This is a genomic window from Fodinibius sediminis (assembly GCF_900182555.1).
Taxonomy (GTDB): Bacteria; Bacteroidota; Rhodothermia; order Balneolales; family Balneolaceae; genus Fodinibius; species Fodinibius sediminis.
This window is the reverse complement of the sequence record NZ_FXTH01000006.1, coordinates 141,392-168,038: the sequence shown is the minus strand read 5'-3', so window position 1 is coordinate 168,038 and position 26,647 is coordinate 141,392. Positions and strand designations below refer to the sequence as shown.

Sequence of the window (26,647 nt, the reverse complement as noted above, 5' to 3'; positions counted from 1 at the left end):
ATAGTTTCAATAAAGGAAAAATTGGTAAGGATACGGGAATAGCTGTTATTCGCCTTCTGGTTTGGATCAATCATATTGGAGCAGAATCAAAATTGGAACAAACCAACACACACTATGAAAGAACTAAACTGGAAGAAAGCGATTATCGCCGGCATTATTGGAACAGTCTTGTTTGATATTGTTGGCTTCATCTTTACGGGTCAATGGTGGGATATTCCGGGCTTGCTGGGACAAAAAACGGGACTGGGTTTTGTCTATGGAATCTTTGGTCATTACGCCAATGGAATCGTATTGGCCATACTATACACCGCAATGGCGCCTCACCTGTGGGGCCCCCACTGGCTGCGACCGCTTATCTTTATAACGGCGGAGACCATCGCACTGGTCTGGCTGTTTATGCTGCCCCTGCTTGGCGCGGGCGTTGCCGGGATAAATCAGTCACCCATGGCCCCGGTCGTAACGCTGCTTCGCCACTTTGCTTTTGCTTTGCCGCTGATTTTCTGGATGAGTCAGGAATTCACCAATCCGCCCAAACAGGCAGAAGCTACGGCATAAAGAATCGACACCCAGCACCAATAATCAATTGACTAAAAAAACCAATACTATCATGAATTTTCCAATTTACACCGTTGATAATGCACCTGAAAACGCACAACCGCTGCTCAAAATAGCCAAAGAAAACTTCGGCTTCGTCCCCAACCTGCTGGGCGAATTTGCCGAAGCGCCGGCCGTCTTGGAGGGCTATCTAACCCTGAATGAGATTGTCGGCAAAACAGGCTTTTCGCCTGTGGAACAGCAGTTGGCTATCCTGGCCGTAAGTATTGAAAACAGATGCCCTTACTGCTCGGCCATTCACTCCACCATTTTGAAGAATCAGCTTAATGTTGATGAAGGGATCGTAAATGCCGTGCGCAGCGGTGATCCTGTCCCCGATGATAAGCTCAATGCCCTGGTTACATATGTCACAGAAGCTGTTCAAAGCAGAGGTTTTGTCGATGAAACAGCTCTTCAGGCATTTATCGATGCCGGGTACAGCAAGCAAAATATACTGGAGATCAATCTGATCATTGCACTAAAAACAATCAGCAATTATACCAACCATTTGGCGGATACGCCGCTTGATGAGGCTTTTGAAGCAGAGAAGCTGAATTTTCAAACGGCTTGACTATATATAAGGATCATCTGAAAAGGGTTAACTCTCTAAGTTAACCCTTTTCTATTTGTAACTACTGGTATATCAATAACAAATAGAACACCCAAAAACCGTCCATGATACATTTTTAAAAAGGACTATGGGAATCCTAATGATAAAAGATCCCCAATAGATGACAAGAGTGAGGCATACGGCTCAAATCCAGAAGACTGGTAACGGAATAGGAATTTAGATAGTTCTTGGTAATATACTGATTAGATGTTGAATGGATTTGGGCTATTTGGATAACCAGCTGATCTCCAAGATTTACAGCCGATCCATTGTACCCCGCCAGAAACAAAAATTTTTCCTCCCAATACTTTTTTAAAGTATCTGAGGGCTGAAAACATGACTTACTACAGATTTCTTGGGTGCCCTTATCCAATGTGATTCTTACGCCAACGATTGACGAATTTGTCGAGTTCACCGCCTAAAATGACCAAGAAACCTATACCAACTATCAACATCCACTGATCGATGGTGAGCGGCATAGTGCGGAATATGGTTTGCAAAAATCCAACATGAAGTACAGCCAGATGAGCAGTCAGGGCAGCGACCAGGCTGACAAACAAAAACTTGTTTGAGAAAAAATTGATACGGAAGATACTCCTGTCCAGCGAACGGCAGTTAAGAACATGGAAAAACTGGAATACGACCATCTGGGTCATCGCTGCGGTTCGGGCCATATCCAGGTCACCTGTTTGCTGGTATATCCACCAAAATATTCCAAGTGTCCCGGCAGCAAGAACAAGACCTACCCCGCCGAGGCGCTCCATCAAACGGCCGGTCAGTATGCCCTCTTTAGGGGGGCGCGGTTTGCGTTTCAGTATGCCCGGTTCCCCGGGTTCAAAGGCCAGGGCTATATCCTGCAATCCATTGGTTACCAGATTAATCCAAAGGATCTGAACAGCAATAAACGGGAGCGGCCAATTCATCAGAACCGCGATCAATATTACGATGAGCTCACCAACCGCTGTGGAAAGCAGGAAAAAGGTCACCTTTCGAATGTTTGAAAAAACAATTCTACCCTCTTCGATAGCAGCCGTTATGGTGGCAAAATTGTCGTCAGACAGGACCATGTCGGATGCTTCCCGGGCAACGTCGGTTCCGCTTTTTCCCATCGCCACCCCGAGATGAGCAGCCCGCAACGCAGGCGCATCATTTACTCCATCCCCGGTCACGGCCACCACATGCCCCGACTCTTTCAGCCGATCAACAATACGGTACTTGTGTTTGGGAGAGACACGGGCAAAGATATTGATCTTCATCAGCTGAAGATCGAGCTCTTCATCTGAGAGCCTTTCAAGTACTTTCCCTTCCAATGCTCCGTGCTCCTCAGGATCCAGGCCAAGCTGCCGCCCGATTGCTACAGCCGTGTCAATATGATCTCCTGTTATCATGATTACCCGGATCCCGGACTCCTGCGCGCTTTGCACCGCTTCTATGACTTCAGGTCGTACGGGGTCTTCCATCCCTTGAAGACCTGTAAGCACAAACTCTTCTTCCAAAACTGACCTGTCATCGAGGTATTCAGATTCCGTACTGCGGTAGGCCATCGCCAGCACCCGCAGCCCCTGGGCTGCCATCTGTTTGGAAACAGTCTTCACTTTTTCTGGATCAACGGGTACCAGTTCACCATCCTTCAGCTGGTACTTGCACCGGTCCAGAACTGATTCCGGAGCACCCTTCATAAAAATGGTCTGGCCATTTTCGTTTTTGTTCAAGGTGGCCATAAATTTTCGTTCAGGCTCAAAAGGGAGAAAATCCAACTGCTCTTTCTGCAACCGGATATCAGACAGGCGAATGCCCCCTTTGTAGGCCGACACATGCAGCGCGATTTCAGTGGGATCGCCTTGCGGTTCACCCATCTCAACAGCGGTTACATTAGCCTCATTGGCAAGTGTTCCCGCCAGGAGAGTTTGGAAAAGCCCGCTTTCGGCGGGAGGGGTTATCACATTACCACCTTCGCTAATCGTTCCTTCGAGTTGGTAGCCCGCTTCAGTCGTCTCGAATAGGTTATCATCAGCCCAAATCTGGCGGACAGTCATTTGGTTTTTGGTCAGCGTACCTGTTTTGTCTGAACCAATGACCGTGGTACTGCCCAACGTTTCAACAGCCGGCAGAGAGCGGATGATGGCCTGCCGGTTGGCCATCCTGCGCACACCTATGGCCAGTGTTACGGTAAGTATGACCGGCAGTCCCTCTGGAATGGCCGATACTGCCATTGCAACAACCGTTATAAAGATCTCCGTGGGATCCATGTTGTACAGGATCCCGATCACAGCGATCAGCAATGCAAAACCCAGAATAAGATTGCCGATATGCTTGCCCAGCTTGTCGACCTTCTCCTGCAACGGGGTTTTTGTGATGCCAATCTCCTTGACGGTAGAGGCTATTTTCCCCAGTTCTGTTGAGTCGCCAGTACGCACTGCAACCGCTTTTGCCCGCCCTTGCGTGACAATAGTGCCGGCAAAAGCCATGTTTTTCTGGTCGGCCGGAACGAGATTGGGCGTTCGCAGGGGATCTACGTGTTTGTTGATCACCTCGGATTCTCCGGTGAGTGCCGACTCATCTACCTCCAGCCCCTTTGACATAATAATGCGCATGTCTGCCGCCACCCGTCCGCCCGAGCTGAGCAGTACAATATCGCCGGGTACCAGGTCACGGCTCGGTATCTCGATCTCACGGCCGTTGCGAATTACCTGCGCTTTGGGATCCGACAATCGGGAAAGTGCACGAATAGCACTTTGAGCTTTGTTTTCCTGGATATAGCCGATCACTGCATTTAGCAGAACCACCGCCAGGATCACGCCTGAATCGACATAGTCCTGCAGCACAAAGGTCACAAAAGCCGCTGCAAGAAGAATATAAATCAGCGGATCTTTAAACTGGTGAATGAGGATCTGCCAGCGGGTCAAGCCGGCTTCCACGGCAATTTCATTGGGGCCAAAAAAGCTTAGGCGCTTCTCAACATCCTCTTCAGTCAAACCGGTTTCAGAAGCAGTATTGGCTATCTCACATGCTTTTTCCGAGGTAAGAGTATACCAGGGCTGCTCGGAGATATTAACATTAATCGGGGTTTCTATTGGATCGGTCATAAGCTGTAGGCTCTCTTTGTTTATCTCATTTTATCTAAGCTTCAATCTCCAATCAAAACAAGCAGTGGTACTTTGGTGTAAAAGGCCATTTCTTTAGTTCGGTTCCTTTCAACCAGCTTCTCCCAAAAAGCTTTTTTGTGTCTGACCATCACGAGCAGGGAATGTGGGTTATCTTTAAAGTAATCGGCCATGACTGCAAAGAAATCGGAATCATACTTGAGCTCAAAAGAGATATTTTTATAGTCGCTCCGGTCTTTAACAAGGTCCCTGAATCCCCTGAATTTTATTTCCGTTAACAGGCTTCGCTGTTTTGCGACATATATAACCTCAACCCTTGATTTAAACAGCTCTGCCAAGTCGAATGTCTGCTTCAAAGCATTGAGGTCTCCTTCATGGTAGTCGGTAGTAAAAGTGATGTGCTTTAGGTCATCAAGGCCTCCGTCCGGAGGTACGGCAAGTACCGGAACCTCCGATGAATTTATTGTACTTGATGCAACACTCCCAAAAATTATATTTCGATCTCCGGTGGCACCTTTCGTTCCCATTACAATCAGATCAGCTTTGTATTCACTGGATATTTCTAATATCCCGGCAGTGGGTTGTTCTGACTCCAACACTCTTGAGATCTCAATATCCTTGTATTGGTCATCCCTTTTGAGGTCAGCTATAAGTGTATCAAATCGTTGACTAGCTTTGTTGGTGACCTTCTTCTGGTCCTGTCTGAAATTTGGTGCAAAATCCAGATCAACCTGGATAGCATGGAATAAAATTAAGGTAGACCCGGTAAGTGAGGCTATTTTTGCAGCAAATGGTAGTGCTCTTTGAGCATTAATTGAAAAATCTGTTGGAAAAAGTATGTTTTTTAATTTGAGCGCCATAACTAACTCTCCTACATGAATATTGAATGTAACCAAATTAATTTTTTCCTCATCTATTCGTTGTAATGCTATACCTTATTTTTTATATAATTTGTTGCCAAAGGAACGCAGAGCGACAGCAGCAAGTGATTACCTGAGCCAACAAGAAAACTGCATGCAATGTGCTGATCTGTATGACAGAAAAATATTCGCATCCTGTCGGCAACCAAGGCTGGCCAATGCTACGATCACCCATCATTACTACAGCCGGTTATCCCAGGATCATGCTTACGACCTGCCACTCCATGAAATTTATAGATGGCCGGCCAAGAGGATATCGCAAAATGGAATGTGGACACCAACTATCATTAGCGGCCGCATTTGGCCTGTCCTGCATTTGTGAGAAAGGAACGCGCTCCCCCGTACAGCCGATCAATCCCACCTATTCTTCAGAAGCTTACAACAGGAAAAATTCATCACACTCTTATAGCATCCAGGTCCTTATAAGAAGTTCGGATAAGGAGGGATATTCAACCATTAATTTTTCCAATCCGTTCTCAAAAAGGCCAGATAAGGGGGGCAAGCAACACCGTAATGATCCCAATAATTATGTTCAGGGGCAGTCCTATTTTAGCAAAATCCGTAAATTTGTAACCTCCTGGTCCGTACACCATCAGGTTGGTCTGGTATCCTATGGGGGTAGCAAAACTGGCGGAACCGGCCATCATGATAACTATGACAAAAGGTTCGTAATTTAGTTGAAGGGAAGCTGCGATAGATATCGCAATCGGGAAAATCAAAACAGCTGCCGTATTATTATTGATGACCTCCGTGAGCAGCGTTGTTGCCAGATAGGTAGCAGCGAGGAAGAAATACGGACTGTTGGTGTCAATATTCAGGATCTGCCGGGCCATCATCTCGGCCGCTCCCGTTACCTGCAGCGAATTTCCAATGCCTATTGAGGCAGCAATCACAATCAATACCGCCCCGTCCATGTTTTCTTTTGCCACCTGTGGTCGGCAACAGCGGGTCAGGATCATGGCCGCCGCAGCGAGCACGGATGCCTGGAACATGCTCAGTATACCACTGGTTGCAAGCACTACCATTCCACCAAGGATTACCCATGCAATCTTGGCTTTTTCGGTAGCACGGGGACTGAAATATGAAATATTGCTGATGAGGGAGTAATCACTGGAGTTTTTATATCGCTCCAGAAAGGAAGGCAGAGTCTCCAGCAACAGCGTATCCCCCGTTTTCAATCTGATATCCCCAACGCTTTCCCGGATGCGCTCCCCATTTCGGGCAATTGCCAGAACCACGCCATCGTACAGATCTCTAAACCGCCCCTCTTTGATGGTCCTATTGTTTAAGGGATGGGTGGGGGATATTACGGCTTCTACCAGGATGCGATCACTGGGTAGCGCATCTAATTTGAATACCTGGTCTGTTGCCGGCTTTAGTCCCTTGATATGTTGCAGATCAACCACTGAGTCCAGGATACCTGCAAAAACTATTCGATCATTTTCTTTCAGCAACTGCCGGGGGTTATTAACCGCGATAACCTCACCACCGCGGTATATATCTATGATATAAAGACCGGGCAGGCCATAAATGCCTGCTTCCTCCAGTGATTTTCCCGACAACGGGCTCCCCTTCTCCACAACCATTCCGATGGTGTATTCCCGTGGATCCTTGAATAAACTCAAGCCCAGTCCTCTGTCGGGCAACAGCTTACCGCTTGCTAATATGATATATATGAAGCCAATGATGGCACAGGGCACTCCAATATAGGCTATTTCAAAAAAACCGATCCCCTCCGTGGATGCTTCATCAATTAACAGCCCATTTACAACCAGGTTGGTGCTGGTTCCAACCAAGGTACATGTACCCCCGAGTATGCTTGCATAGCTCAATGGAATTAAAAGCTTGGAAGCAGGGATTTTTTTCTTGCGCGACCAATCCTGTACGGCCGGTATAAAAGAGGCGACAACAGGGGTGTTGTTGATAAAGGAGCTTACAAGGATGACGGGGGTCATCAAACGCACCTGGGCTCGTTGAACCGTTCTCGAGGTCCCGATGATTTTGTTAACGACAACTTGAATAGCCCCGGTTTCCTTGAGGCCTGCCGCTACCACATATAAGGCGGCAACGGTTAACATGCCCTGGTTGGCAAAACCCAGGAGTGCCTCTTCCGGAGGAACAACATTTAATACGATTAAAGCAGCCAGCCCACACAGGAAGACGATGTCAGCAGATACGGTAGTCGTAACCAGTACCAAAAAGCAACACACAATTATAACAATTACAATCCATTCTGCTATCATCTACCGACCGGCCTTATTGGGATCATTTATATTGAAACCTATTTAATAATATACCTAATACTTCTAATTCTGAAGTATTATTTACTCTTTCAGTACATACGAAATACAGTCCTGTAAGGTCTATTCATTGCAGCTTGACGATATCAAAAGCGCTCAAGAGCCCGGCCAGGAACATCATTAACATGCGAATTGTGAGAAAGTGCTACCGAAAATACTAACAGAAGCTGATGGATGATAAGGGAAAGACCTCGGATTAAAACCATTCTATGATTCACTACAGGCTTGCGATTTATCGACCACCAGACATTCACTTTCAAAGTGCATTTCGATGGTGTCCCAAGGTGGTCCCTGTCGAATACCGGTATACTCATTCTCTGCCGTAGGAACCAGGATGACTGTTGGCCACGGTCCGCTATACACGCCTTTATAAGTGCCGTCCTTCTTCCAGACGATATTCCAGTATTGATTCCAATGTGCAAATTCTGCATAAACAAAGGTGGTCCAGGGACCATATTCTGAAAACCGAGAACCGGGAGTATTTGCATAAGTACCTATCACATGGAGCGAATCGAGATTGCCAATTTGGTTGATACGGTTCAGCAAAACACTGGTGGGTGCAACAGGGTCTTCCCCTTCGCGCATCAAGCCATCAAGGGCATCTTCCTGGCCGTCCTTAAGCTTATTCATGGCATCCCTGGTGCGCCGGTTAAGTTCTGCAAATTGTTTTTTCTGTTCCTCCGCAGGATTCATCAACAGATTAAGAGCCGGCTGTCCCCAGAGCTTGGCAACAAGCCGCGTGTCATCGGCGGTAAGTTCCAGCCTGCCTCCATCCAGATGGTAGGCTCCTTCTCTTTCCTGAGCGACCCGGGGTTTGGCGGCATCTTTGGACTCAATCAACGGAGGCATGAGGAAATCATCGTTAAAAGCCGCGCCAAGTACAGAGCTGCGCTGTTCGGAGGCGGCCATCATGGAGGTATTGCCCTGTATGTAAAAAAACAACTCTTTCTCGGGAAGCCACACAAAATCCGCTGAAAAAATCCTGTTGCTGCCGCTGTGGGCAATCATCGGACCCCATTCGGTATCATAAACCACCCAGCCATAACCGTACTGGGATACTCCGTTGCTCTCGGTGATGTAGCCCGTAGTCCAGCGTTTGACGATTTCTTCGCTTAACACACCTTCTCCTCTTAAGGTGTTTTGAAACCATCGATACATGTCGTCTATCGTGGTGTGCAGTCCCCCGTTGGCACGCAGGTGCCAGCCAGGTCCCTCTTCGAGCCAGCCGCGCTCATAGACCAGTCCCCACTTTTCGCCATATTGGTACCCCGCCGCCAGCCGGCTGCGATCCCAATCGGGAAGTACGTAACCGGTTTCAGTCAGACCCGCGGGCAGCAGCAGTTCTTCACGCAGGAAGTGCTCATACCCCCGGCCGGATACGCACTCCACGATAATTCCCAGTAGGGCATATCCGGCATTGGAGTAAGCATAACCCGTACCGGGATCAAACTGTAGGGACGCTCCCATCAGGCGATCAACATAGGCCGGAGCTGCGATAGGTTCATCATCGGGTCCTACCCCTCCCGGCAAGCCGGAAGTGTGGGTAAGAAGCTGATGAATCGTAATCTCCTGCTTCTCCTCCGGAATGTCCTCAAGATATTCTCCAATGGAATCATCGACCGACAGCAATCCGCGACTTTCAAGCAGCAGGATGGCCGCCCCCGTCATCTGCTTGGTAATGGAACCGTGCGACTGTACGGTGGTTGGCGCGTATGGGCGCCGGCTTTCCCGGTCTGCAAGACCATAGCCTTTCCTCAATACGATGCCGTCACCTTTGCTGACGACAGCCGCACCGGAAAACCCCATCGCTTCGATAGCCGAAAGGTAACGATCAATAGTTACACCAATTTCGGATTCTTTAACTGACTTTTCTTTGACAAAGGTCGAATTTTCCTCAGCTGAAGGGGCTGGATCGCTTTTATTATCCGGGCTGCAAGAATTGGCAAAGAGGAATAGCGATAATAAAATTACGGCACGTATTCGTTTCATCATGATTGTCTTAAAAAGTTTGTAAAACTAAATTTATCTCTAAAACAACCGCGGCTTATTGATCCTATGCCGGGTAATTATCCGATCCCGGCACATATTGAAAATCATCCCATCGGTTGCATCCGATACAGTACAAGTTCCAAGTAATCTTTTGCAGGCATAGATCATCCGGCAGTGGCCATTGGATTGCCGGCTATTGGATCAAAATGGGGTTGCTTTTATTGAAAGCGGGGAAATGGTATATAAAAGCCATTCTAAGGGGCATTTATGGCAATACCGCTTAAAAGAGGGATGAATTTTAAATGATGGGTAAATAAAGGCAGGTGGTTAAACAACGTCAGGTTCTTTCCCTGTATTAATTTATGACGCTTGCTGTAAAAGGTCGCGTCCACGGAACGTCCTTTTGCAGGCAGAAGAGAATAGGTTTGGGCTTGGTTAATAAAAACAGGTTTTTTCGTGCCGGTTTCAGCCTCTTTCTTATCCTCCCCTTCACTGAATAACAGTTCAGCTAAGTTACTTTTATCGCCTTTTTGTTCCTCAACCGGTAGATCAAGGTCATCTTCGGAGATGTTGCTGACGACCTCTGCTTCTGTATTCGACGACAGGCCAGAAGCAAATACCGCATGCTCGTAATGAGCAGTTGGACTCACCAAAAAGAAGACCGCCCCGATTAACAACAGGCCGACACTAAAAAACCGATTGATATGTTTTTTGGGAAATTCCATGTTGGTATAGATAATAACCAAAAATTGTATAATTACAACTTTGTAGTCATAGCTATCTGAAAAATGGCAGCTATAATAGTGCCTTTTGTTAAGAATGTTGACGAGAACTTAAATGGATAAGCCTTAAAATCCCATAAAAAGTGATATTGTACCCCCACCAGGAGTCGAACCCGGATTTAAGGTTTAGGAAACCTCCGTTCTATCCACTTGAACTATGGGGGCGTGTCACCGTAGACAATACGAATATTGGCATAACAAATTCAAGTCCGATAGCATCTATTCTGAATTGGATATGATCACCGATAAATGGTACTATGTACACGGACGGGCAATGGCGATAACATCTCGCTGCTCCGGCCCTCATCCGCGCCGCACCAGATCCGGCCGGTAACAAATCACGCAACCGCAACCTTGCAATTTATGAAACCATATACAGTACTCCTGGCTCTCCTGCTGCTCACTGGCTGCGGAGCGCAGCCCGAAACGGAAAACAACCTAAAACCTGAAGAAGCGGATACCACGGCTGCTCCTGAGATGATCGGAAGCATTGAACAGCTGAAGCCGGAACTGGCCGAACTGCTGGACCCCGAGAGCCGGCTGGAGGTACTTGGAACAGGCTACGCCTGGTCGGAGGGTCCGCTGTGGGTGCCGGAGCATCAGTTCCTGCTGTTTTCCGATATCCCCAATAACGTCGTTTACAAATGGAAAGAGACCGAAGGCATATCGGAGTATCTCAAACCCTCCGGTTATACCGGCCAACGGGAGCGCGGCGGAGAGATGGGCTCCAACGGGCTGATCATCGGGCGGGACGGCTCACTCCTTCTCGCCCAGCACGGCGACCGACGCATTGCCCGCATGGACGCCCCCCTGACCGATCCGGCCCCCCGTTTTGTGACGCTGGCCGACAGCTTTCAAAACAAGAAAATTAACACACCCAACGACCTGGTGCAGCACAGCAACGGGAGCATCTATTTTACCGACCCGCCCTACGGCTTTGAGCAGCAGGGGGACGATCCGGCCCAGGAACTCGGGTTCCAGGGAGTCTACCGCCTCAGCCCGGAGGGTAACCTGACACTGGTCACTGACGAGCTGGACCGCCCCAACGGCGTGGCTCTTTCGCCGGACGAGAAGACACTCTATGTAGGCAATTCCAGCGGTACCAATCCCCTTTGGATGGCCTTTGATGTGGACGAAGACGGTCATACTTCAAACGGGCGCATTTTCCTGGAACCCCGGGAGGTCGTGGATCAGCCCGGAGGTCCCGACGGCATGGATGTGGATGCGCAAGGCAACATCTATTCTACCGGTCCGGGGGGCGTCTGGGTGATTACGCCCGATGCCAACGTTCTGGGTATTATCAAAACCGGAAGGGCCACCTCGAACTGCACCCTCGGCAATGACGGGAAGATGCTCTACATCACGGCCGACGACTATCTGCTGCGGCTTCCGCTGAAATAAGGCTCAGCATGTCCCTTTTCTGGATATTCGCCGACTGCATCCGGATACCGCTGCAGTACAGCAGTCAGGCTGTAACATTGGCGGACGGAAGTAGTATAACAGCATCACAAACTATGTCATAGCTGAGAACTGATGTCCCGTTTTATAAAGAAGGGCGGCCTGCTCCTCCTGCTTTTACTGTCGGTGTCGCCGGCCCTGGCCCAAAAAAATATTAAAGGAACCGTCACCGATGCCCGGACAGGTGAAGCATTGCCTGCAGCCAATATCTCGGTTGAAAACACCTATCGTGGCACCATTTCCAACGAAAATGGCCACTACAGCCTTTTAATTCCCGATTCGCTGCTGCCGGCAACCCTGGTCTTCCGCTACATCGGCTACCAGACCCATAGCCTGACTATCGGGCGCGCCACACCCGCCCGGCAGGATATTGCTCTCCAGCCCTCTGTGACGGAACTTGGTGAAATAGTCGTTACCGACGAAAACCCGGCGGTCCGCATCATGCGTGAAGTCATCCGCCGCAAGCAGCAGTGGCGACGGCAGCTGCAGACCTACGAAGCGGAGGCCTATACCCGCCAGACCCTGGCCAACGATACCAGTATTGTCTCCATAACCGAATCCGCATCCCGCGTATTCTGGGATAACGAGCAGGGCCACCGCGAGGTGCTCAAGTCAAAGCGGCAAACCGCCAATATCCAGGATACTGAAAACCTGGCAGGGGTCAGCTACCTGCCCAACCTTTATGACGACAATGTTGATATCGCCGGATTTGAACTGGTGGGGGTAACCCATCCCGATGCCCTGGATTTCTATGACTTCCGGCTGCTCGAGCAAACGTCCCTGGACAATCAGACCGTCTACAAAATTGAAGTCATTCCGGCCCGCCGGCTGCAGCCGCTCTTCCGCGGCACCGTCTTTGTACTCGATGGAGCCTATGCCCTGCTGGAAGTAGACCTGCGTCCCAACGAGGTGGTCACATTCCCACCCCCTGTAAAGTCATTCGAAACTTCCTACCAACAGCAGTACAACAACTTCAACCAGGATTTCTGGCTTCCCATCGATATGCGCATCACCGGGGATGTCAAAATATCGATGGTGGGCCTTGACTTCCCGCTCATCCAGTTCAGGCAGATCTCCCGGCTCACCAACTACGAGGTGAATATCCCGCTCCCCGATTCACTCTACCGCAAGGAAGACCGGTTTACCATCGATAGCGCATCCCTGTCATCCGACTCCCTGCTCATCAGCCAGCGGGCCCGGGCCGTGCCGCTTTCCGAGGATGAAGAAAAAGCCTATGCCTCGCTCGACAGCAGCGCCACTCTGGAAAAGGCCTTCAAACCAAGCGGATTTCTGGCCCGGTTTATCGATGAGGAGGAAGAGGAAAGCGGGGATTCCGATTCCGGACGTTCATTTCGACCCTTTGAGCAGATCCCCGGACACCTGCGCCCCGATGCCCGGTTCAATCGTGTGGATGAACTTTTTGCCGGACTTAAATATAAGTACCGGCCCGCTGATCGTCTTGTGATGCATGGCAAGGGAGGCTACAGCACCGGCAATAATAAATGGAGCTACGGGGGCGGTCTTTCGTTTCGCTGGCTTAGCCGTGATTCCTACTATGCTGACACGGGCTGGCAGTACCATGCAGAAACCACTACCCGTTATACCTCTCACATCTACAGCCCTTATTTTACGATCATCCCCAACCTCTTGGGCGATAAAGGATACTTTGATTACTACCGTTCGGAGGGGTACCGTGCCTTTTCTAAGTGGACATTGAGGGCGCCCGACCTCTCCTTGGAAGTGGGATACCGCAGGGAAAATCACCGCTCACTGACTACCACCACTGCCTATGATCTGCTGGGCAGCACGGGCAACTACCGGTATAATCCCGCTGTTGACGAAGGCCACCTCGGCTCGGTCGACCTGGTGACCGGCTACAATCTCGGAGAATCCTATAATTTTGGCATCACCGGACGAAAATATCTGCGCTTTGAACTTGAACATGCTTCCGATGCCTTCGGCAGCGACTTCAACTTCACCCGCTATGAGACCCGTCTTGCCTGGTCTTTCCCCACCTTCTATCAGCGCAGGCTGCTTCCCAATACACTGGATGTGGGATTGAAAGCCGGCACGTTCAGCGGTGAACTGCCCTACCAAAAGATGGGAATTATTGACGGGGCGGTTGGGATGCTGAGTCCCTATGGCATTCTACGAGCTGCACGGGGACGCCCCTATGAAGGGGAACAATATGTGGCTCTCCACGCCGAACATAACTTCCGGACTATTCCCTTTGAAATCATGGGGCTGCAGCCAGTGGTGAAGCGCAATATCGGGCTGATTCTTTTCGGAGGCATGGCCCGAACCTGGGGCCCCGATGACCTGCCAGCCCAGGCTGCAGATACCTATCGCCCCCATGGAACCGGCGGCACCCACTGGGAAGTTGGAGCTTCACTGAATGGCTTGCTGGGACTATTTCGACTCGACGTGGCAGCCCGTATCGACCGGCCGGCTCTTCTGGTCAATGTCGGTATTGCCAGGCTCTTCTGATGATTTCCAGCTGTCGCCGGCACGATAGACAGCTTTTCAACGAAAGCCCATCAAGGGTGGGTGAATTGCGGGCTGTTCCCCCATCTAAAGCCTTCTCTTCTATCTTCTGCCCTGAACCACAAACGCATTCCCAATTGTTATGATTTTTTGGTATACTTAGACTCATTTTAAATAAGAAACCAAAGCAGCACGACCACCATGAATATTTTCGGGAACGGCACGGCACGTATATTTTCAATCCTGGGTCTTTTTATTGCTTCCGCCCTGATTATCCAATGCAATTCCCAGCCGGGTGAAGAGCCTGTATCGGAACAGCCGCAACAAGCCGCTCAGAAGGCCAAACAAGACACCCCCGAGCTGGCAGATGCCATGGGACAGCTCCAGTATTACACACACAAATATGCCCTGGCACTGGATGCCCGAAACCACGAACTGGCGACCTTTTATTTCCATGAAGTACGTGCTGCTGCGGATGGCATCATTGAAAACATTCCGGGCTACGAGGGATATGATATAGCCCGTTTCATGAATCTGTTCCTGAGTCCTACCCTGGAACCGGTGGAGACGGCCCTTGCCAGCAGGAACTGGGAGGAAGCACGGCAGCGAACGATCGAGATGGTCGACGCCTGCAACTCCTGCCACAATGCAACCAGCCACGGCTTTGTGAAAGTTACGCCCGGATTCTCAGATAATCCCTACAACCAGGACTTTTCCGCTCCTGAATAATCAGTTCTATACGCGGCGTCCCCGGGTAAGCAGTCCCACTACAATGGCAAAAAGGGCTGAACCGATAATAGACCAGATGATGGGAAAGGTTTCCCCGTCGATTTCGATGGGAAGCATCAAAGTAAGCCCCAATTCGGCTGCAAGCCATTTTCCAATCAGGGCACCGATAAATCCCACCACAATGGAGACCAGGCAGCCGCCCATCGAATAGCCGGCGATGCTCTGACCAATACCGCCGCAGATAGCTGCAATAAGTAGTAAAATCAAGAGACCCGTAAAAGACATAATAGATACTTTTTTGTTTAGTTTCCGCCTTCCAGTATTACAGCCGATTCCAACGGCTTGATTACAACCGAATCATTAGGTTCAAATATGACGCGATTATCAGTATGAACCAAATATTTTTCCCCATTCAGTTCCACATGGTAGGTAATATCATGTCCCTTGAACTCGCGGGCAACGACAGTCCCGACTTCCTCCGGCTGCTGGCCGGCAGGCTTTTCCAGCGTCAGGTGCTCGGGCCGGATCGAACACAATATCTTGCCGCAGGCGTTACAGTTGAGACGCATGGTACCGAGACTGGTTCGCACTTCTGATCCGCCAGTAGCGTCGGCATGAAATATATTGGTGCGTCCCAGAAACTGGGCGACAAATTTGGTCTTGGGGTTATAATAGACCTCTTCCGGTGTCCCAACCTGTTCTATTTTACCATTGTTCATAACAGCTATACGATCGGCGAAAGAAAGTGCCTCTTCCTGGTCATGGGTCACCAACAGGGCACTCATGCCTCCCTTTTTCAAAATAGCACGCACCTCTTTACGCGTTGTTTCACGAAGCATGGCATCCAGGTTTGAAAAAGGTTCATCCAGGAGCACCAGTTTTGGTTTGGGAGCTATAGCCCGCGCCAGTGCCACCCGCTGCTGCTGTCCCCCGGACAGCTCATTGGGACTTCGTTTCTGGTAGTCTCCCATACCAGTGCGGCAGAGCACTTCCTCGGCATAGACGTGCCGCTTGTGCTTGGGTATATCTGTCAGGCCGAAGGCAACATTATCAATAACCGACAGGTGGGGAAACAGCGCATAATCCTGGAAAACAAAGCCAATGCCGCGATCCTGGGGAGCGGTATGATGGTCTGGAGACTCCAGCAGCTGTCCTTCGAGCGAAACGGACCCCTTGTCGGCCCGTTCAAAACCGGCGATAAGACGCAGGCTGGTAGTCTTTCCGCAGCCGCTGGGGCCCAGGAGCGCAAAGATTTCATTCTCGCGTATCTCAAAATCGATACCATCCACTACCGGACCGGTCTCATCGAATGCTTTTGTTAAATTGGTAACACGCAGTAAATCTTTCATGTTTTTTTCCACTCTTTCGAGAATAAAAACCCTACAAACAGGGATGAAAATATTAAAATTGTCAATGCAAAAGGAGCAGCTTCCGCAAACATGGCCTCCCCGGTATAGGACCAGACCCTGAGCGCCAGCGTATCAAAGCCGATGGGAGATAATAAGAACGTGATTGAAAGCTCCTTCATTGCAGATAAAAAAACCAATGATGCCGATGCAATCATTCCACCGCGAAGCAGCGGCAGGGTAACCTTGAAAAAAGACTTGATAGACGAATAACCAAGGGATTGTGCCGCTTCTTCAAGCTGGGGCGGCGCCTGGTACAGCGCACTGCGCACCGGGCCAATAGCCTCGGCCAGGAAGTGCAGCGAATACGCTATAACAAGCAGCAACAGTGACTGATAAAGCGAAGAGGAGACATAAAGCGAGAAAAAAACCAGCGCCAGGGCAAAAGCAAGGGGCGGTGTGGCATATCCCAGGTAGGCGACCCGCTCGAGGGGATTGCTCAATCTTGTTTTGTATCGAACCCCGATATAGGCCAGCGGAAGTGCCAAAAACGTTGTCAGTACAGCGGCCGGGGCTGATGCCCGAACCGAGTTCCAAAAGGCATCGAACAAATTGAAGGATACGGAAGCAAGCGCCGTTTCATTAAACCAGAATCCGATAGAGGTGACCGGCAGCACCACGGCTATGATAAACAACACGCCTACAAAAAGATAAGCGGGAATCGTCCACGGCCCCAGGTTAAGAAACGTCTTGGCACGTGATGCCCCCCTGCCCAGCCGGTGGAAAATAGCCTGTTTGAGTAGTCGATACTCCAAGACCAGCGCTCCCGTGGTCAATGCCAGCAGCATCAACGCCAGCCACGCCGCATAAATGCGATCATAGGCCGAAATATACTGCAGATACAGCGCATAGCTGAACGTTTCAAATCGCATGAGCGAAACCGTTCCGAAATCCCCGATAACATGAAGGCTGATCAACAGCCCGCCGGCCAGCAGGGCCGGTTTCAGCTGGGGTAGAATTACCTTGAAAAAGGTGGATTTCGCATCGTGTCCCAGCGAACGGGAAGCTTCCTCTATTGACTGGTCCAGGCCCATTAACGCCGTGCGAAGATTCAGATAAAGGTAGGGAAAGGTACATATGGTTAAAACCAGCAGCGATCCGCTGAATCCGCTTACCCGGGGGAAATTCCAGCCGAACAAAGCCTGGAAAGTGCCGTTGTATCCACCCAGCCCCAACAGGGCGTACGCCATGATATAACCCGGCATCGCCAGCGGCAGCACTCCCAAGAGCGTAATAAAACGCCGTGCCCTGATCTTGCACCGCACCGACAGGTAAGCCAGGGGCAGCGCAATAAGAATATCCAGTGCCAGCACGCTCCCGGCCAGCAGCAGGGTATTGCCTAAAAGGCGCAAATTGCGTATTCTGAAAATAACGTTGTTTAACATCTCTGGCGAGGCACCAAAAGCACGAATCAACAGATAAAGTAAGGGCAAGAGTACACCGATGGCTATGATTCTCGCAAAAGCCAACAGATACCAGGGGGGGGATTTTCTATGTATTTTTGTGTCTATAATGCTCAGTCGCCTTACAATACAATGAGTCTCAAAATATTTAGACCAAATCTAAATAGAAACCTGCTTTATAGCAACATGGAACACCCTGAAAGCGGAACAAATTCTCCGAAAGAACATTTAATAACCTCCTTCTTTTTATATACTTTTTATTCCGCACTGATAATCATCCAACCCTTTAACCAGGCAGCACTATGAAACAGTGGATTCTTTTCTTACTCATTTCAACAATCTCCATTGGAATGCTAAATGGCTGTGGTCCAAGTGAGGAAGAGAGACGACGTGCAGAACAGGCACGGCAGGATTCTCTTGAGCAGGTGCGACAGCGGCAACTGGCCCAGCAACGGAAAGACAGCATTGCACAGGCCCGGGCCGACAGCCTTGCAGCCCAGCGAGAAAAGGAAGCGGACCAGCAGGATCAAATCGATGTCTCCTTTGATCCCGACGGTGCTTATGCGGTACAGGTTGAGGCCTGGCGCTCCGAAAGAAAAGCCCAGAGTCAGGTTGACAAGTGGGTGGAGCGTGGTTTTGAAAACGCTTTTGTTGTAAAATATGGCCAGGAAGAGACCGGGGACGTTTGGTTTCGCGTACGTCTTGGCCGGCTGTCGGACCGGGAATCTGCTCAGAACCTGCGAGAACAGCTGCAAGAAAAATACAACGCGCCCTCCTGGATATCATCACTCGGCGACTGATTCAGGGCACACTGCGACCGGGCATGCCTAGAGTCTTTTTATTATTTTGGGCTCTATGAATTTAATGACCGACATCCCCGATGATCCTTCCTGCCTGGACGATTTCCTTGAAGAAAGGGAATCGTCCTACAACCTAATGCCCGATACCCGGGCCCGGATAAGCTGGAACAATAAAGAAAAAACCCGAAAAACCGAATATGCCCTGGTCTATCTTCACGGTTTTCGTGCATCACAGCAGGAGGGACATCCCGTGCATCGGGCCGTGGCAGATTTTCTGGGGGCCAATCTTTTTTTAAGCCGACTGCAGGAGCATGGGATAGAATCGGACAGGCCACTGCAATATCTGACAGAAGAAAAACTTTTAGCATCCGCCCATTTCGCTTTGGCCATCGGAAAAAAAATTGGCAGGAAGGTACTGATTATGGGAACCTCCACCGGGGGATCGCTGGGACTGTATTTAGCAGCCCATCCTTCCTATAGGTCGAACATTTCGGGCCTTATCCTCTACTCTCCACTCATTCGTTTTTATGGCATCAAGGAAAAACTGCTGGAATGTTCGCTGGGCCGTCGAGCGTTACACATTATCCCCGGGAAGTCGCACCAAATAAAAACCCAGCAGACAACCTATGCCGAAGATCGCATCTGGTATCCTTCCTACATCCTCAAGGGCGCCCTGGCCCTGGGTGCCTTCGTTGACCATTATATGAATCCATCGCTTTTCAGGCAGATCCAATGCCCGGTCTTCGTCGGCTACTATTATAAAAACAAGCAGGAACAGGACAAAGTGGTATCAATAAAAGCGATCAGGAACCTCATCCGACACCTTAACCAAAATGGACGACAGGTATACGATCGCAATTTCCCGAACGCAAAAAACCATGTTATTTGCAGTTCATTGGTTTCCAGATCGGTTGACCAAGTCATACGCGAGACCCAGACTTTTTTGAAATCCGTTGGCTTGCATCAGAATAACCATGACACTTAAACCTGGAGCCATTGTGATTCCTTTCAAATATAATTTTATGATAACACTTGTTTAGTACTAAATAATTACATTATATTACAATGCGCTCAAGTAGCGTCTCTCTTGATGAATAGTCAGGGCCTCACACCTGATACGTGTGAGGCCTTATTATTTTTATTGAATCCTTTCTTCATTATTCCCGTATAACACCATCAACGAAACATCCCCTCCCTATGAAATCTTTCAAAGTGGAGGCTGAACCTTTTTTCTTTGAAGCTGATATACTATTTACAACAAGGTTATCGTAGTTTTCAAACGTTTTATAAAATCTATAGGCCGGTAGCGGGATTAAAGATTTTTCGATCCTTTATTTTTTACACATCATGTTAGAAATTTTTGTTTATGTTAGGAGCTGAACATCATCCGGGAATCGATAGTTAACTCAATGCTGCGATAATGAAAAACTTAAATATCAACCACAGGAAAGTAGAAACATACGAGGTATTGGAACTCGCCGGAGAGTTGGATGCTCACACCGCTTCAAAACTTGAAAATACGTTAAAGCAACTGATCAGCCAGAAGAAACACCAGATCATCGTCAACTGTGAAGAGCTCGACTACATTGCCAGTGCCGGCCTGGGCGTATTTATGGCTTATATCGAGGATGTTCGCTCCATGGGCGGGGATATCAAGCTGAGCAACATGAATCCCAAAGTATATAACGTCTTCGACCTGCTGGGATTTCCAACGCTCTACGACATTGTTCAGAAAGAAGAGCAAGCCATCCAGAAATTTCAAACGGACGAAAGCGAATAGTTAAAACGGTGGCAAAACCAACTGCTACATATAAAATCACTGTCAAGGCGTCGACCGAACACCTGTCGAAAGTCCGTAATTTTGTGGCTAAACACGCGGCGGCTTTTGGCTTTGACCAGCAAGAGGTGGCTGACATCCGGCTGGCCGTGGATGAAGCCTATACCAATATCATCAAGCATGCCTACCAGAATAAGGAAGAGGGAACCGTTGAAATTGAACTTGGACACGACCGTTCGAAGTTCTGGGTGACCCTGCTGGATACCGGCGCCGCTTTTGATACGACCAGTTACAGCGAGCCGGACATCCTCAAAAGAATCAAGGATAAAAAACGGGGAGGCGTAGGTGTATACCTGATCCAAAAGCTGATGGATGATGTTCAGTACCAAACAGAGGATGCCTGCAATACGATTCGCATGATCAAAAATAAGTAATGTTTTGAATCGCTCCGTCAACCAACAAGAAGATCACCAGTCAAGATTTGAACTGAAGACCCTGCTTGAGACCTCACGAATGCTTGTGGAGTCGCAGGACATGGACTTCGTGCTTAACAATCTGCTGCTTATCAGTATGGGCAAGCTCATGGTAAGCCGGGCAATGGTAATCATCTACCAGCCGGCAAGTGACATCTATGAGGTCTCAAAGTCCAAGGGCCAGCACTGCCCGCCCGAAGGTGAGCGCCTTTCTTTCAGTTTCGGCAGCGACGTGAAGGAACAGTCCGTCATTCAGTGTGGCATTGATGATATTGAACTGCCCGAGCTCCTTGAGGGTGAAGACCGGTGTACCCTGTTCAACCTGCAGACCAGCAACAACCACATAGGATTTTTATGCCTTGGGTCAAAAGGTAACAACCAGCCATTGAGCCCCCATGAAATTGAATTCATTGAAAGCCTCTCCATCATCTCCTCGGTGGCCATTGCCAACTCCAGGATGTTCACTGAACTGCGCCAGATCAACCGGAAGCTCGATCGCAAGGTCTATGAGCTGAATACGCTGTTCGATCTGAGCAAGGATTTCAATATTATGGTCGACCGGCAGGAAATCATCCGTATTTTCAAATTCGCCATGCTCGGGCAGATGCTGATTCGCAAGTTCTTCTTTGTGCTCGAGCATGAAGGCCAGCGCGAGATGGTAACCACGAGTGGAATCCGGAAAGCGCCCGACGTGCAGGACATCGACACTCTTTTTGAGCTTGAAGAGGATCTCACAGAAGTGGACGGGGACCTTCAGAATGCCATCCCCTTCCTTGAAGAAAATGAAATCAGGGCTGTGATCGGCCTTCGATTTCAAAGCGAAAAGATTGCATTGGTGGGTGTGGGAGCCCGGGCCAACGGGGAGGCTTACAGCCCCTCCGACTACAACTTTTTACGATCGCTGGGCAACCTTGCGCTCCTCTCGATACAGAAAACGTACCTGCTGGAAGAGCGCATTGAGAAGGAACGGCTCGAAGAGGAGCTTGATATCGCCAAAAGTATCCAGAAAGGGCTGCTCCCGGATCCAATTCCCCAAAATGACCTGCTGGATATTGCAGCCCGCAACATCTCCTCTTCCCAGGTAGGCGGAGACTATTTTGATATTTTGGAAACCCCTGACAAGCGGCTTCTTTTTGCCATAGGTGACGTCACCGGCAAAGGAATTCCCGCCGCACTGCTGATGGCCAACCTCCAAGCCATGTTGCATGTGCTTCTGCCCACCGACGTCACACTCTCGGAGGCAACCGGCCAGGTGAATAATATCATTTATCATAATACCCCGGCAGACAAATTTATCACCTTTTTCTGGGGCGTCATCGACCCGGTGGACCGGTCGTTTCGCTACATCAATGCGGGACATAATCCCCCCCTCTGGTTTAAAGCGGGAGCCGATGAACCCGTGGAATTGGAGGAGGGCGGTCTTATTTTAGGGGCAATGGCTACGTTTACCCCCTACCAGGAACAGACCGTCATCCTTTCCGAAGGTGATCTTCTTGTCTTCTACACCGACGGCGTGACAGAAGCCATGAACCAGGATGGTACTGAAGAGTTTGGTGAAGAGCGCCTGCTAAAATGCATTCAGCAACATCGCCCAAAAACCTCCACCGAGATTGAACAGGCGATCATCGATCGGGTCATGGCCTTTTCCCAGGGAATACAGTCGGATGACATTACCCTGATCGTCATCAAGGTAGATTAAAAATACCCAGCACCCCCGGCACGGATTGCTGGTCGTCCATCTCCTTCATCGCAAGTACATTCTTATAGATCTCGTACCTGTTCCTGATTTCCCGTACATAGCGTACCGTTTCAATACCCCGGCAGAAGCCGTGGCGTGCATTCCGGTAGTAGGTTCGATGCATTAACTTCAGGAGGGCATCGGCTACATTTTTCCACTCGTTGGGATTCTTGTACTGGTCCATGGCCAACCGCCGGGCATCGCCCAGGTGCCCCTGTCCGGCATTATAGGCAGCCAGCGAAAAGGCCCATTGGTTGGTGCTGTCCATATAGGAGTAGTGGTCAAGGTGCTCGCTTAAAATTCGCACCCCTTCCCGAAGGTTGATCTCTTCGTCGTAAAGCAGGGTGGAATCTTCCACCTCGGAGTACCGGGGCAGAATCTGCATGAGTCCCATGGCCCCGGCCCAGCTTTTGGAGCGGGGGTTAAATTTAGTCTCCTGGGCTATGATAGAGGCAACCATCAACCAGTCCAGGCCGGCGGAATCAGCCACAGATTTGATTATATCATCATAGGGTGAAATAACCCCTTTATTTTCCAGCCCGGAGTTCGGATTGTAGTAATCCGCCAGCGGCTTGCTGTCTTCAAAATAACGGTCACGCAGCACGTCCAGGAAAAAAGAACGCTTGGGCTTCCTGTCCTCTCCCCGAAACTGAAAATGGTCGTACAGGTAATCGTTTAACTCCTTCTTCAACTGCGGGGCATTCTTCCGGATAGCCCAGGCAATCGTATCGTTCTTTGCAATAGTAGGCCCCTGCACCAGGCCCTGCATATATTTGGCTGACGCCTGGAAAATATTGTCATCGGCTATGGTAGCCTGGTACTTATGCTGCGAGACATCAAAAAGCAGCGATTCAGTATCAAATTCGTTGGCCACCAGATTCACCGCAATATTCATCCCCTTTTTCTGCAAATCCTGAATATGATGATAGTAGGAACTGTTGCTGCGAATAGTTACGGGAATATCGCTTCGGGCTAATTCTGCAACAGTCCGGGGTGGATTATCAAGGTTGTCGGAATAGACCAGCACCTGGTTAACGAGATTATAGGGCCGGGTGAAATCGACCACCCTTTTCCGCTCCGGGGTTTTGGTATAATTGCCGGCAATCAAATCTCCCTTGCCACTGTTCAGCAAATCATAGGGATTTCCATCCACACCAATGATAACAACCTCCAGGCCCAGATCGTGTTCTTCCGCAAAGCGCCTGACAAACTCGTATTCGAAGCCCCACTCTATCCCCTGGTGAAGGAAATAGGTATTGGAGCTGTATCGGGTGATCATCCGCAGCACCCCGTCTTCCTTGATGGCATCAAAGTCGCGGGCAACCGGTTCCGTAATATTGAAATCAAGGCTGCTGTCAGCCGGACTTTGCTCCACAGAACCGCTACAGCCATACCCATAAAGGCTTAATCCAATGATAGCCAGCAGGCAAACGCCTGAAAACCGACACACCGTATGTTTCATATTCTGTATCTTTTATTGCGACGCACTCAAATAACGACCAAATCATTACGCCTGATACTTCTCTAAGTATAGAAAAAATAGACCTAAATTGTGCATTTTATGACAAAGGAGCCAGAATAGCGTTACAACTGAGCCCTGATGGCCAGCGATATATTACGCCCGGGCGCACTGATTCCCGATGAATAAGGACGATAGTGCTTGTCAAAAATATTCTCAATCCCGGCATTCATCATTAGTTCTTCATTGATCTGATACGATGCTTTCACGTTCAGCGTAGCCCACGCGGGCGAACCTTCGGAAGTATATAAATGGGGTTTGCCCCGTTCAGAGGGTGAAAAGCTGGAAATATCTTTCTTGCCATTAAATTCGGTATAAACCTCAGCCTGTATTTTACGGCCATGGAAAGTAAGTCCGGCCGACCCAAACAGCGGGGCGACATGGCGCAGGGGTTCGCCACCAGAACGATCACGGCCATAGGAGTAGGTGAGTCCGGAATGAAATATCAAATGCGGACCCATTTCAGCAGAAGCCCCCATGCTGGCCCCGTAGATATAGGCCTGCCCCGCATTTACCAGGGCCTCCACCCTGCTGGTTGTACCATCATAATCTATCTCCTTACGACCATCGAATTGAAAATCGCGCCGGACCATGGCATCTTCCAGCCAGGTATAATAGGCATTGAGTTCCAGCCGTGCCCGGTCTTCAACATTTTTGATGACAGTAAAATCCAGGTTGTAGGAATACTCCGGTTTCAGATTGGCGTTGGGCACCACAACGGTGCCCGGCTCCGAGTCAAATACTTTGGCGACATCATCGATATTCGGCGCACGAAAACCGGTGGACCCATTCAGCTTCAGTTGAAGATTCTCAAGCGGGCGGTAAGTAAATCCCAGGCTGCCGTTAAAAGACCCGGTACTGAGCTCAATGACTGAAAAGGGAAAATCATAAAATTTATCGCTGAATTGTGCATCCAAACTGATGTGACTGTACCGCGCCCCGGCAACGGCCGTCATCCTGGATGACAAATCATGCCGGTATTTGGAATAAGCGGCCAGCTGGGTATAGATGCTTCCTTCATCCGGGTATCGGGTGGGCACTTCAAGAGCGCGCCCGGTATCGATATTCCGGGCCCCGGCCGCCGAATGTACGTCGTTGTAAATGGTCTCCAAACCATAAAAAAGCTCCCTGTTCTCATTCCAGCGCTTGTCAAAATCCATATTGAAGGTATAGACATCCACATTTTCTTCCCTGTTGCGCAGGAACTCATCCCCAAAATCCCGGTCATTCCTGCTCTCCTGGAACCACTGTTGCGATATAGAGGCACTCATTTTGTCATATAAAGCAGTCTCGGCAAGGTGATCGGCCTTGACCATGTTCATCATCCAGATCTGGGGACCATAATACCATTCCGCATTGACAAGGGGCCCCGAATCGCCTTCCTCACGCTGGATGAGTCGGTCATAGCGGGGAATATCGGACGTTGTAGCATAATGGAATCCATAAGACAAGTTCCAGTCACCGGCCGGCTGATAGCGTACTTTCTGCATCAGGTTGAGTTGCTGGTAACCTGAAAAACGCTGAATAGTCACGTCATCATTTTCGACAATCACATCTCGTCCCCCGCGGCGTACTACATATTCCCTGCGTTTTCCAAACCGGGGAAAATCTTCATAAAAATCACTTCCTGAACGCAAACTGCTGAAGTTACTGTAGCTGACACTGCTCAGCAGCCCCCATTGCTCAAAGCCCGTGCTAAAATCAGCATGAAAGGTTCGCTCGCGGTTGGCTGAGCTGTACCGCAGCATGGCATTGGTTTCTGTGAGTGATTTTACATCGGAATAGGACAGCTTCGGATTTTTGGTTTGAAAATTCATTACCCCTCCCAGTGCATCGCTCCCGTAGATTACCGAACCCGGCCCGAACAGGACCTCTGTGCTTTCCAGTGAGCCGGGATCCAGTGAGATAACATTCTGCAGGTTTCCGCTGCGGAAAATGGCATTATTCATGCGGATGCCGTCCACGACAAGGACCACCGAATTGGCTGCAAAACCACGAATCATGGGACTTCCCCCTCCCAGCTGGCTTTTCTGAACAAAGACCTTGCCGGAACCCTGCAGGAGATCTGCTGATGTTTGAGGATTCCGGAACCGGATCTCCTCCCTGCTGATGCGGGTTATCTTCTGCGGGATATCGGCCAAATTCTGTTCCCACTTACTGGCCGAGACAAACACCTCATCCATGACAACCGGCCGTTTGGACAGCACAATCCTAAATCCATGGTTCTCAAGTTCCACATAAGGAATTGAATAATCCCTGAAAGAGGGATGCTGGAAATTGAGGGTATCTTTTGCTGAAAAGGATTCCAGAGAAGCCGCTCCCTCGGCATTAGTCACAGCCATCTCATTACGTCCGTTATTATATATATAGACCTTTGGTATCGCCCGCAGACTGGTTTCTTCCACCACCCTGATCGTCTGGGCCAGAGCTGAAAACGGGATGAATATACCGACTATTCCCATCACCAGGTAGATTAACCATTGCTTCATGGATGCAGCTGTCCGTTAACTTTTATTGCAGAATACTATGAATTATGAATACCATTGAACATACCATGATCA

At 49.5% G+C, this 26,647-nt stretch carries 20 protein-coding genes and 1 tRNA gene; 10 read left to right on the top strand and 11 right to left on the bottom strand.

Annotated elements, in window-relative coordinates; genetic code table 11:
* The first annotated feature begins 114 nt into the window (after positions 1-114).
* Complete coding sequence (locus FN808_RS08545) at positions 115-555, top strand: DUF2938 domain-containing protein (RefSeq protein WP_142714149.1); 441 nt, start codon at positions 115-117, stop codon at positions 553-555.
* 52 nt (positions 556-607) lie between these two features.
* Positions 608-1,165, top strand: a complete 558-nt coding sequence (locus FN808_RS08540) for a carboxymuconolactone decarboxylase family protein (RefSeq protein WP_221929982.1) — start codon at positions 608-610, stop codon at positions 1,163-1,165.
* A gap of 404 nt (positions 1,166-1,569) precedes the next feature.
* Here the strand turns inward: FN808_RS08540 and FN808_RS08535 are convergent, their stop codons facing one another.
* The 6 genes from FN808_RS08535 to FN808_RS08510 all read right to left on the bottom strand — a co-directional run bounded on the left by FN808_RS08535 (position 1,570) and on the right by FN808_RS08510 (position 10,464).
* Positions 1,570-4,290 (bottom strand): cation-translocating P-type ATPase, encoded by a 2,721-nt coding sequence (locus tag FN808_RS08535; protein WP_142714148.1) that lies wholly within the window; start codon positions 4,288-4,290, stop codon positions 1,570-1,572.
* 41 nt (positions 4,291-4,331) lie between these two features.
* Entirely contained in the window at positions 4,332-5,168 is an 837-nt protein-coding gene (locus FN808_RS08530; protein WP_142714147.1) for a universal stress protein, read from the bottom strand.
* Between the two features lie 536 nt (positions 5,169-5,704).
* Entirely contained in the window at positions 5,705-7,438 is a 1,734-nt protein-coding gene (locus FN808_RS08525; RefSeq protein WP_246068314.1) for an SLC13 family permease, read from the bottom strand.
* Positions 7,439-7,735: 297 nt separating this feature from the next.
* Positions 7,736-9,520 (bottom strand): serine hydrolase domain-containing protein, encoded by a 1,785-nt coding sequence (locus FN808_RS08520; RefSeq protein ID WP_142714145.1) that lies wholly within the window; start codon positions 9,518-9,520, stop codon positions 7,736-7,738.
* Positions 9,521-9,771: 251 nt separating this feature from the next.
* Positions 9,772-10,242 carry a hypothetical protein gene (locus FN808_RS08515; RefSeq protein WP_142714144.1) on the bottom strand — a complete coding sequence of 157 codons (471 nt, stop codon included), beginning with the start codon at positions 10,240-10,242 and terminating at the stop codon, positions 9,772-9,774.
* 149 nt (positions 10,243-10,391) lie between these two features.
* A tRNA-Arg gene (locus FN808_RS08510) sits at positions 10,392-10,464 on the bottom strand.
* A 198-nt stretch (positions 10,465-10,662) separates the two neighbouring features.
* Here FN808_RS08510 and FN808_RS08505 point away from each other — a divergent pair.
* From FN808_RS08505 to FN808_RS08495, 3 genes are all read left to right on the top strand, one after another.
* Entirely contained in the window at positions 10,663-11,700 is a 1,038-nt protein-coding gene (locus FN808_RS08505; RefSeq protein WP_221929981.1) for an SMP-30/gluconolactonase/LRE family protein, read from the top strand.
* A gap of 132 nt (positions 11,701-11,832) precedes the next feature.
* Complete coding sequence (locus FN808_RS08500; protein ID WP_142714143.1) at positions 11,833-14,244, top strand: DUF5686 and carboxypeptidase-like regulatory domain-containing protein; 2,412 nt, start codon at positions 11,833-11,835, stop codon at positions 14,242-14,244.
* A gap of 198 nt (positions 14,245-14,442) precedes the next feature.
* Positions 14,443-14,970 (top strand): hypothetical protein, encoded by a 528-nt coding sequence (locus FN808_RS08495; protein WP_142714142.1) that lies wholly within the window; start codon positions 14,443-14,445, stop codon positions 14,968-14,970.
* 6 nt (positions 14,971-14,976) lie between these two features.
* Here the strand turns inward: FN808_RS08495 and FN808_RS08490 are convergent, their stop codons facing one another.
* Genes FN808_RS08490 through FN808_RS08480 form a run of 3 tightly spaced genes read right to left on the bottom strand, consistent with a single transcriptional unit; the run spans position 14,977 to position 17,809 of the window.
* Complete coding sequence (locus FN808_RS08490; RefSeq protein ID WP_142714141.1) at positions 14,977-15,255, bottom strand: GlsB/YeaQ/YmgE family stress response membrane protein; 279 nt, start codon at positions 15,253-15,255, stop codon at positions 14,977-14,979.
* A 17-nt stretch (positions 15,256-15,272) separates the two neighbouring features.
* The gene (locus FN808_RS08485; RefSeq protein WP_142714140.1) at positions 15,273-16,319 is read right to left on the bottom strand and encodes an ABC transporter ATP-binding protein; all 1,047 of its coding nucleotides are present in this window, start codon (positions 16,317-16,319) and stop codon (positions 15,273-15,275) included.
* Positions 16,316-17,809 carry an ABC transporter permease gene (locus tag FN808_RS08480; RefSeq protein WP_221929980.1) on the bottom strand — a complete coding sequence of 498 codons (1,494 nt, stop codon included), beginning with the start codon at positions 17,807-17,809 and terminating at the stop codon, positions 16,316-16,318. Before FN808_RS08480 ends, FN808_RS08485 begins: the two co-directional genes overlap by 4 nt.
* A 272-nt stretch (positions 17,810-18,081) precedes the next feature.
* Here FN808_RS08480 and FN808_RS08475 point away from each other — a divergent pair, with 272 nt between their 5' ends.
* From FN808_RS08475 to FN808_RS08455, 5 genes are all read left to right on the top strand, one after another.
* On the top strand, positions 18,082-18,579 hold the full coding sequence (locus FN808_RS08475; protein ID WP_142714139.1) for an SPOR domain-containing protein: 498 nt from the start codon (positions 18,082-18,084) through the stop codon (positions 18,577-18,579).
* Positions 18,580-18,634: 55 nt separating this feature from the next.
* The gene (locus FN808_RS08470; RefSeq protein WP_142714138.1) at positions 18,635-19,564 is read left to right on the top strand and encodes an alpha/beta hydrolase; all 930 of its coding nucleotides are present in this window, start codon (positions 18,635-18,637) and stop codon (positions 19,562-19,564) included.
* Positions 19,565-19,999: 435 nt separating this feature from the next.
* A complete protein-coding gene (locus tag FN808_RS08465; protein WP_142714137.1) occupies positions 20,000-20,359 on the top strand; it encodes an STAS domain-containing protein in 360 nt (119 codons plus the stop codon).
* Positions 20,360-20,367: 8 nt separating this feature from the next.
* A complete protein-coding gene (locus FN808_RS08460) occupies positions 20,368-20,790 on the top strand; it encodes an ATP-binding protein (protein ID WP_142714135.1) in 423 nt (140 codons plus the stop codon).
* 4 nt (positions 20,791-20,794) lie between these two features.
* Positions 20,795-22,528 (top strand): SpoIIE family protein phosphatase, encoded by a 1,734-nt coding sequence (locus tag FN808_RS08455; protein ID WP_246068313.1) that lies wholly within the window; start codon positions 20,795-20,797, stop codon positions 22,526-22,528.
* On the opposite strand, the gene FN808_RS08450 is transcribed toward FN808_RS08455, so the two are convergent.
* Both FN808_RS08450 and FN808_RS08445 read right to left on the bottom strand, forming a co-directional pair.
* Positions 22,515-24,029: an MltF family protein gene (locus tag FN808_RS08450; protein ID WP_142714133.1), complete on the bottom strand. Its 1,515-nt coding sequence runs from the start codon at positions 24,027-24,029 to the stop codon at positions 22,515-22,517. The two genes, FN808_RS08455 and FN808_RS08450, sit on opposite strands and share 14 nt — an antisense overlap.
* 122 nt (positions 24,030-24,151) lie before the next feature.
* Positions 24,152-26,575, bottom strand: a complete 2,424-nt coding sequence (locus FN808_RS08445) for a TonB-dependent receptor plug domain-containing protein (protein WP_142714132.1) — start codon at positions 26,573-26,575, stop codon at positions 24,152-24,154.
* Between the last annotated feature and the right edge of the window lie 72 nt (positions 26,576-26,647).

Coding starts and splice junctions, on each gene's coding strand:
- FN808_RS08535 (WP_142714148.1), bottom strand. CDS start 4,290: ATGACCGATCCAATAGAAACCCCGATTAATGTTAATATCTCCGAGCAG.
- FN808_RS08470 (WP_142714138.1), top strand. CDS start 18,635: ATGAATTTAATGACCGACATCCCCGATGATCCTTCCTGCCTGGACGAT.
- FN808_RS08515 (WP_142714144.1), bottom strand. CDS start 10,242: ATGGAATTTCCCAAAAAACATATCAATCGGTTTTTTAGTGTCGGCCTG.
- FN808_RS08500 (WP_142714143.1), top strand. CDS start 11,833: ATGTCCCGTTTTATAAAGAAGGGCGGCCTGCTCCTCCTGCTTTTACTG.
- FN808_RS08495 (WP_142714142.1), top strand. CDS start 14,443: ATGAATATTTTCGGGAACGGCACGGCACGTATATTTTCAATCCTGGGT.
- FN808_RS08485 (WP_142714140.1), bottom strand. CDS start 16,319: ATGAAAGATTTACTGCGTGTTACCAATTTAACAAAAGCATTCGATGAG.
- FN808_RS08490 (WP_142714141.1), bottom strand. CDS start 15,255: ATGTCTTTTACGGGTCTCTTGATTTTACTACTTATTGCAGCTATCTGC.
- FN808_RS08540 (WP_221929982.1), top strand. CDS start 608: ATGAATTTTCCAATTTACACCGTTGATAATGCACCTGAAAACGCACAA.
- FN808_RS08475 (WP_142714139.1), top strand. CDS start 18,082: ATGAAACAGTGGATTCTTTTCTTACTCATTTCAACAATCTCCATTGGA.
- FN808_RS08450 (WP_142714133.1), bottom strand. CDS start 24,029: ATGAAACATACGGTGTGTCGGTTTTCAGGCGTTTGCCTGCTGGCTATC.
- FN808_RS08520 (WP_142714145.1), bottom strand. CDS start 9,520: ATGATGAAACGAATACGTGCCGTAATTTTATTATCGCTATTCCTCTTT.
- FN808_RS08530 (WP_142714147.1), bottom strand. CDS start 5,168: ATGGCGCTCAAATTAAAAAACATACTTTTTCCAACAGATTTTTCAATT.
- FN808_RS08545 (WP_142714149.1), top strand. CDS start 115: ATGAAAGAACTAAACTGGAAGAAAGCGATTATCGCCGGCATTATTGGA.
- FN808_RS08505 (WP_221929981.1), top strand. CDS start 10,663: ATGAAACCATATACAGTACTCCTGGCTCTCCTGCTGCTCACTGGCTGC.
- FN808_RS08465 (WP_142714137.1), top strand. CDS start 20,000: ATGAAAAACTTAAATATCAACCACAGGAAAGTAGAAACATACGAGGTA.
- FN808_RS08445 (WP_142714132.1), bottom strand. CDS start 26,575: ATGAAGCAATGGTTAATCTACCTGGTGATGGGAATAGTCGGTATATTC.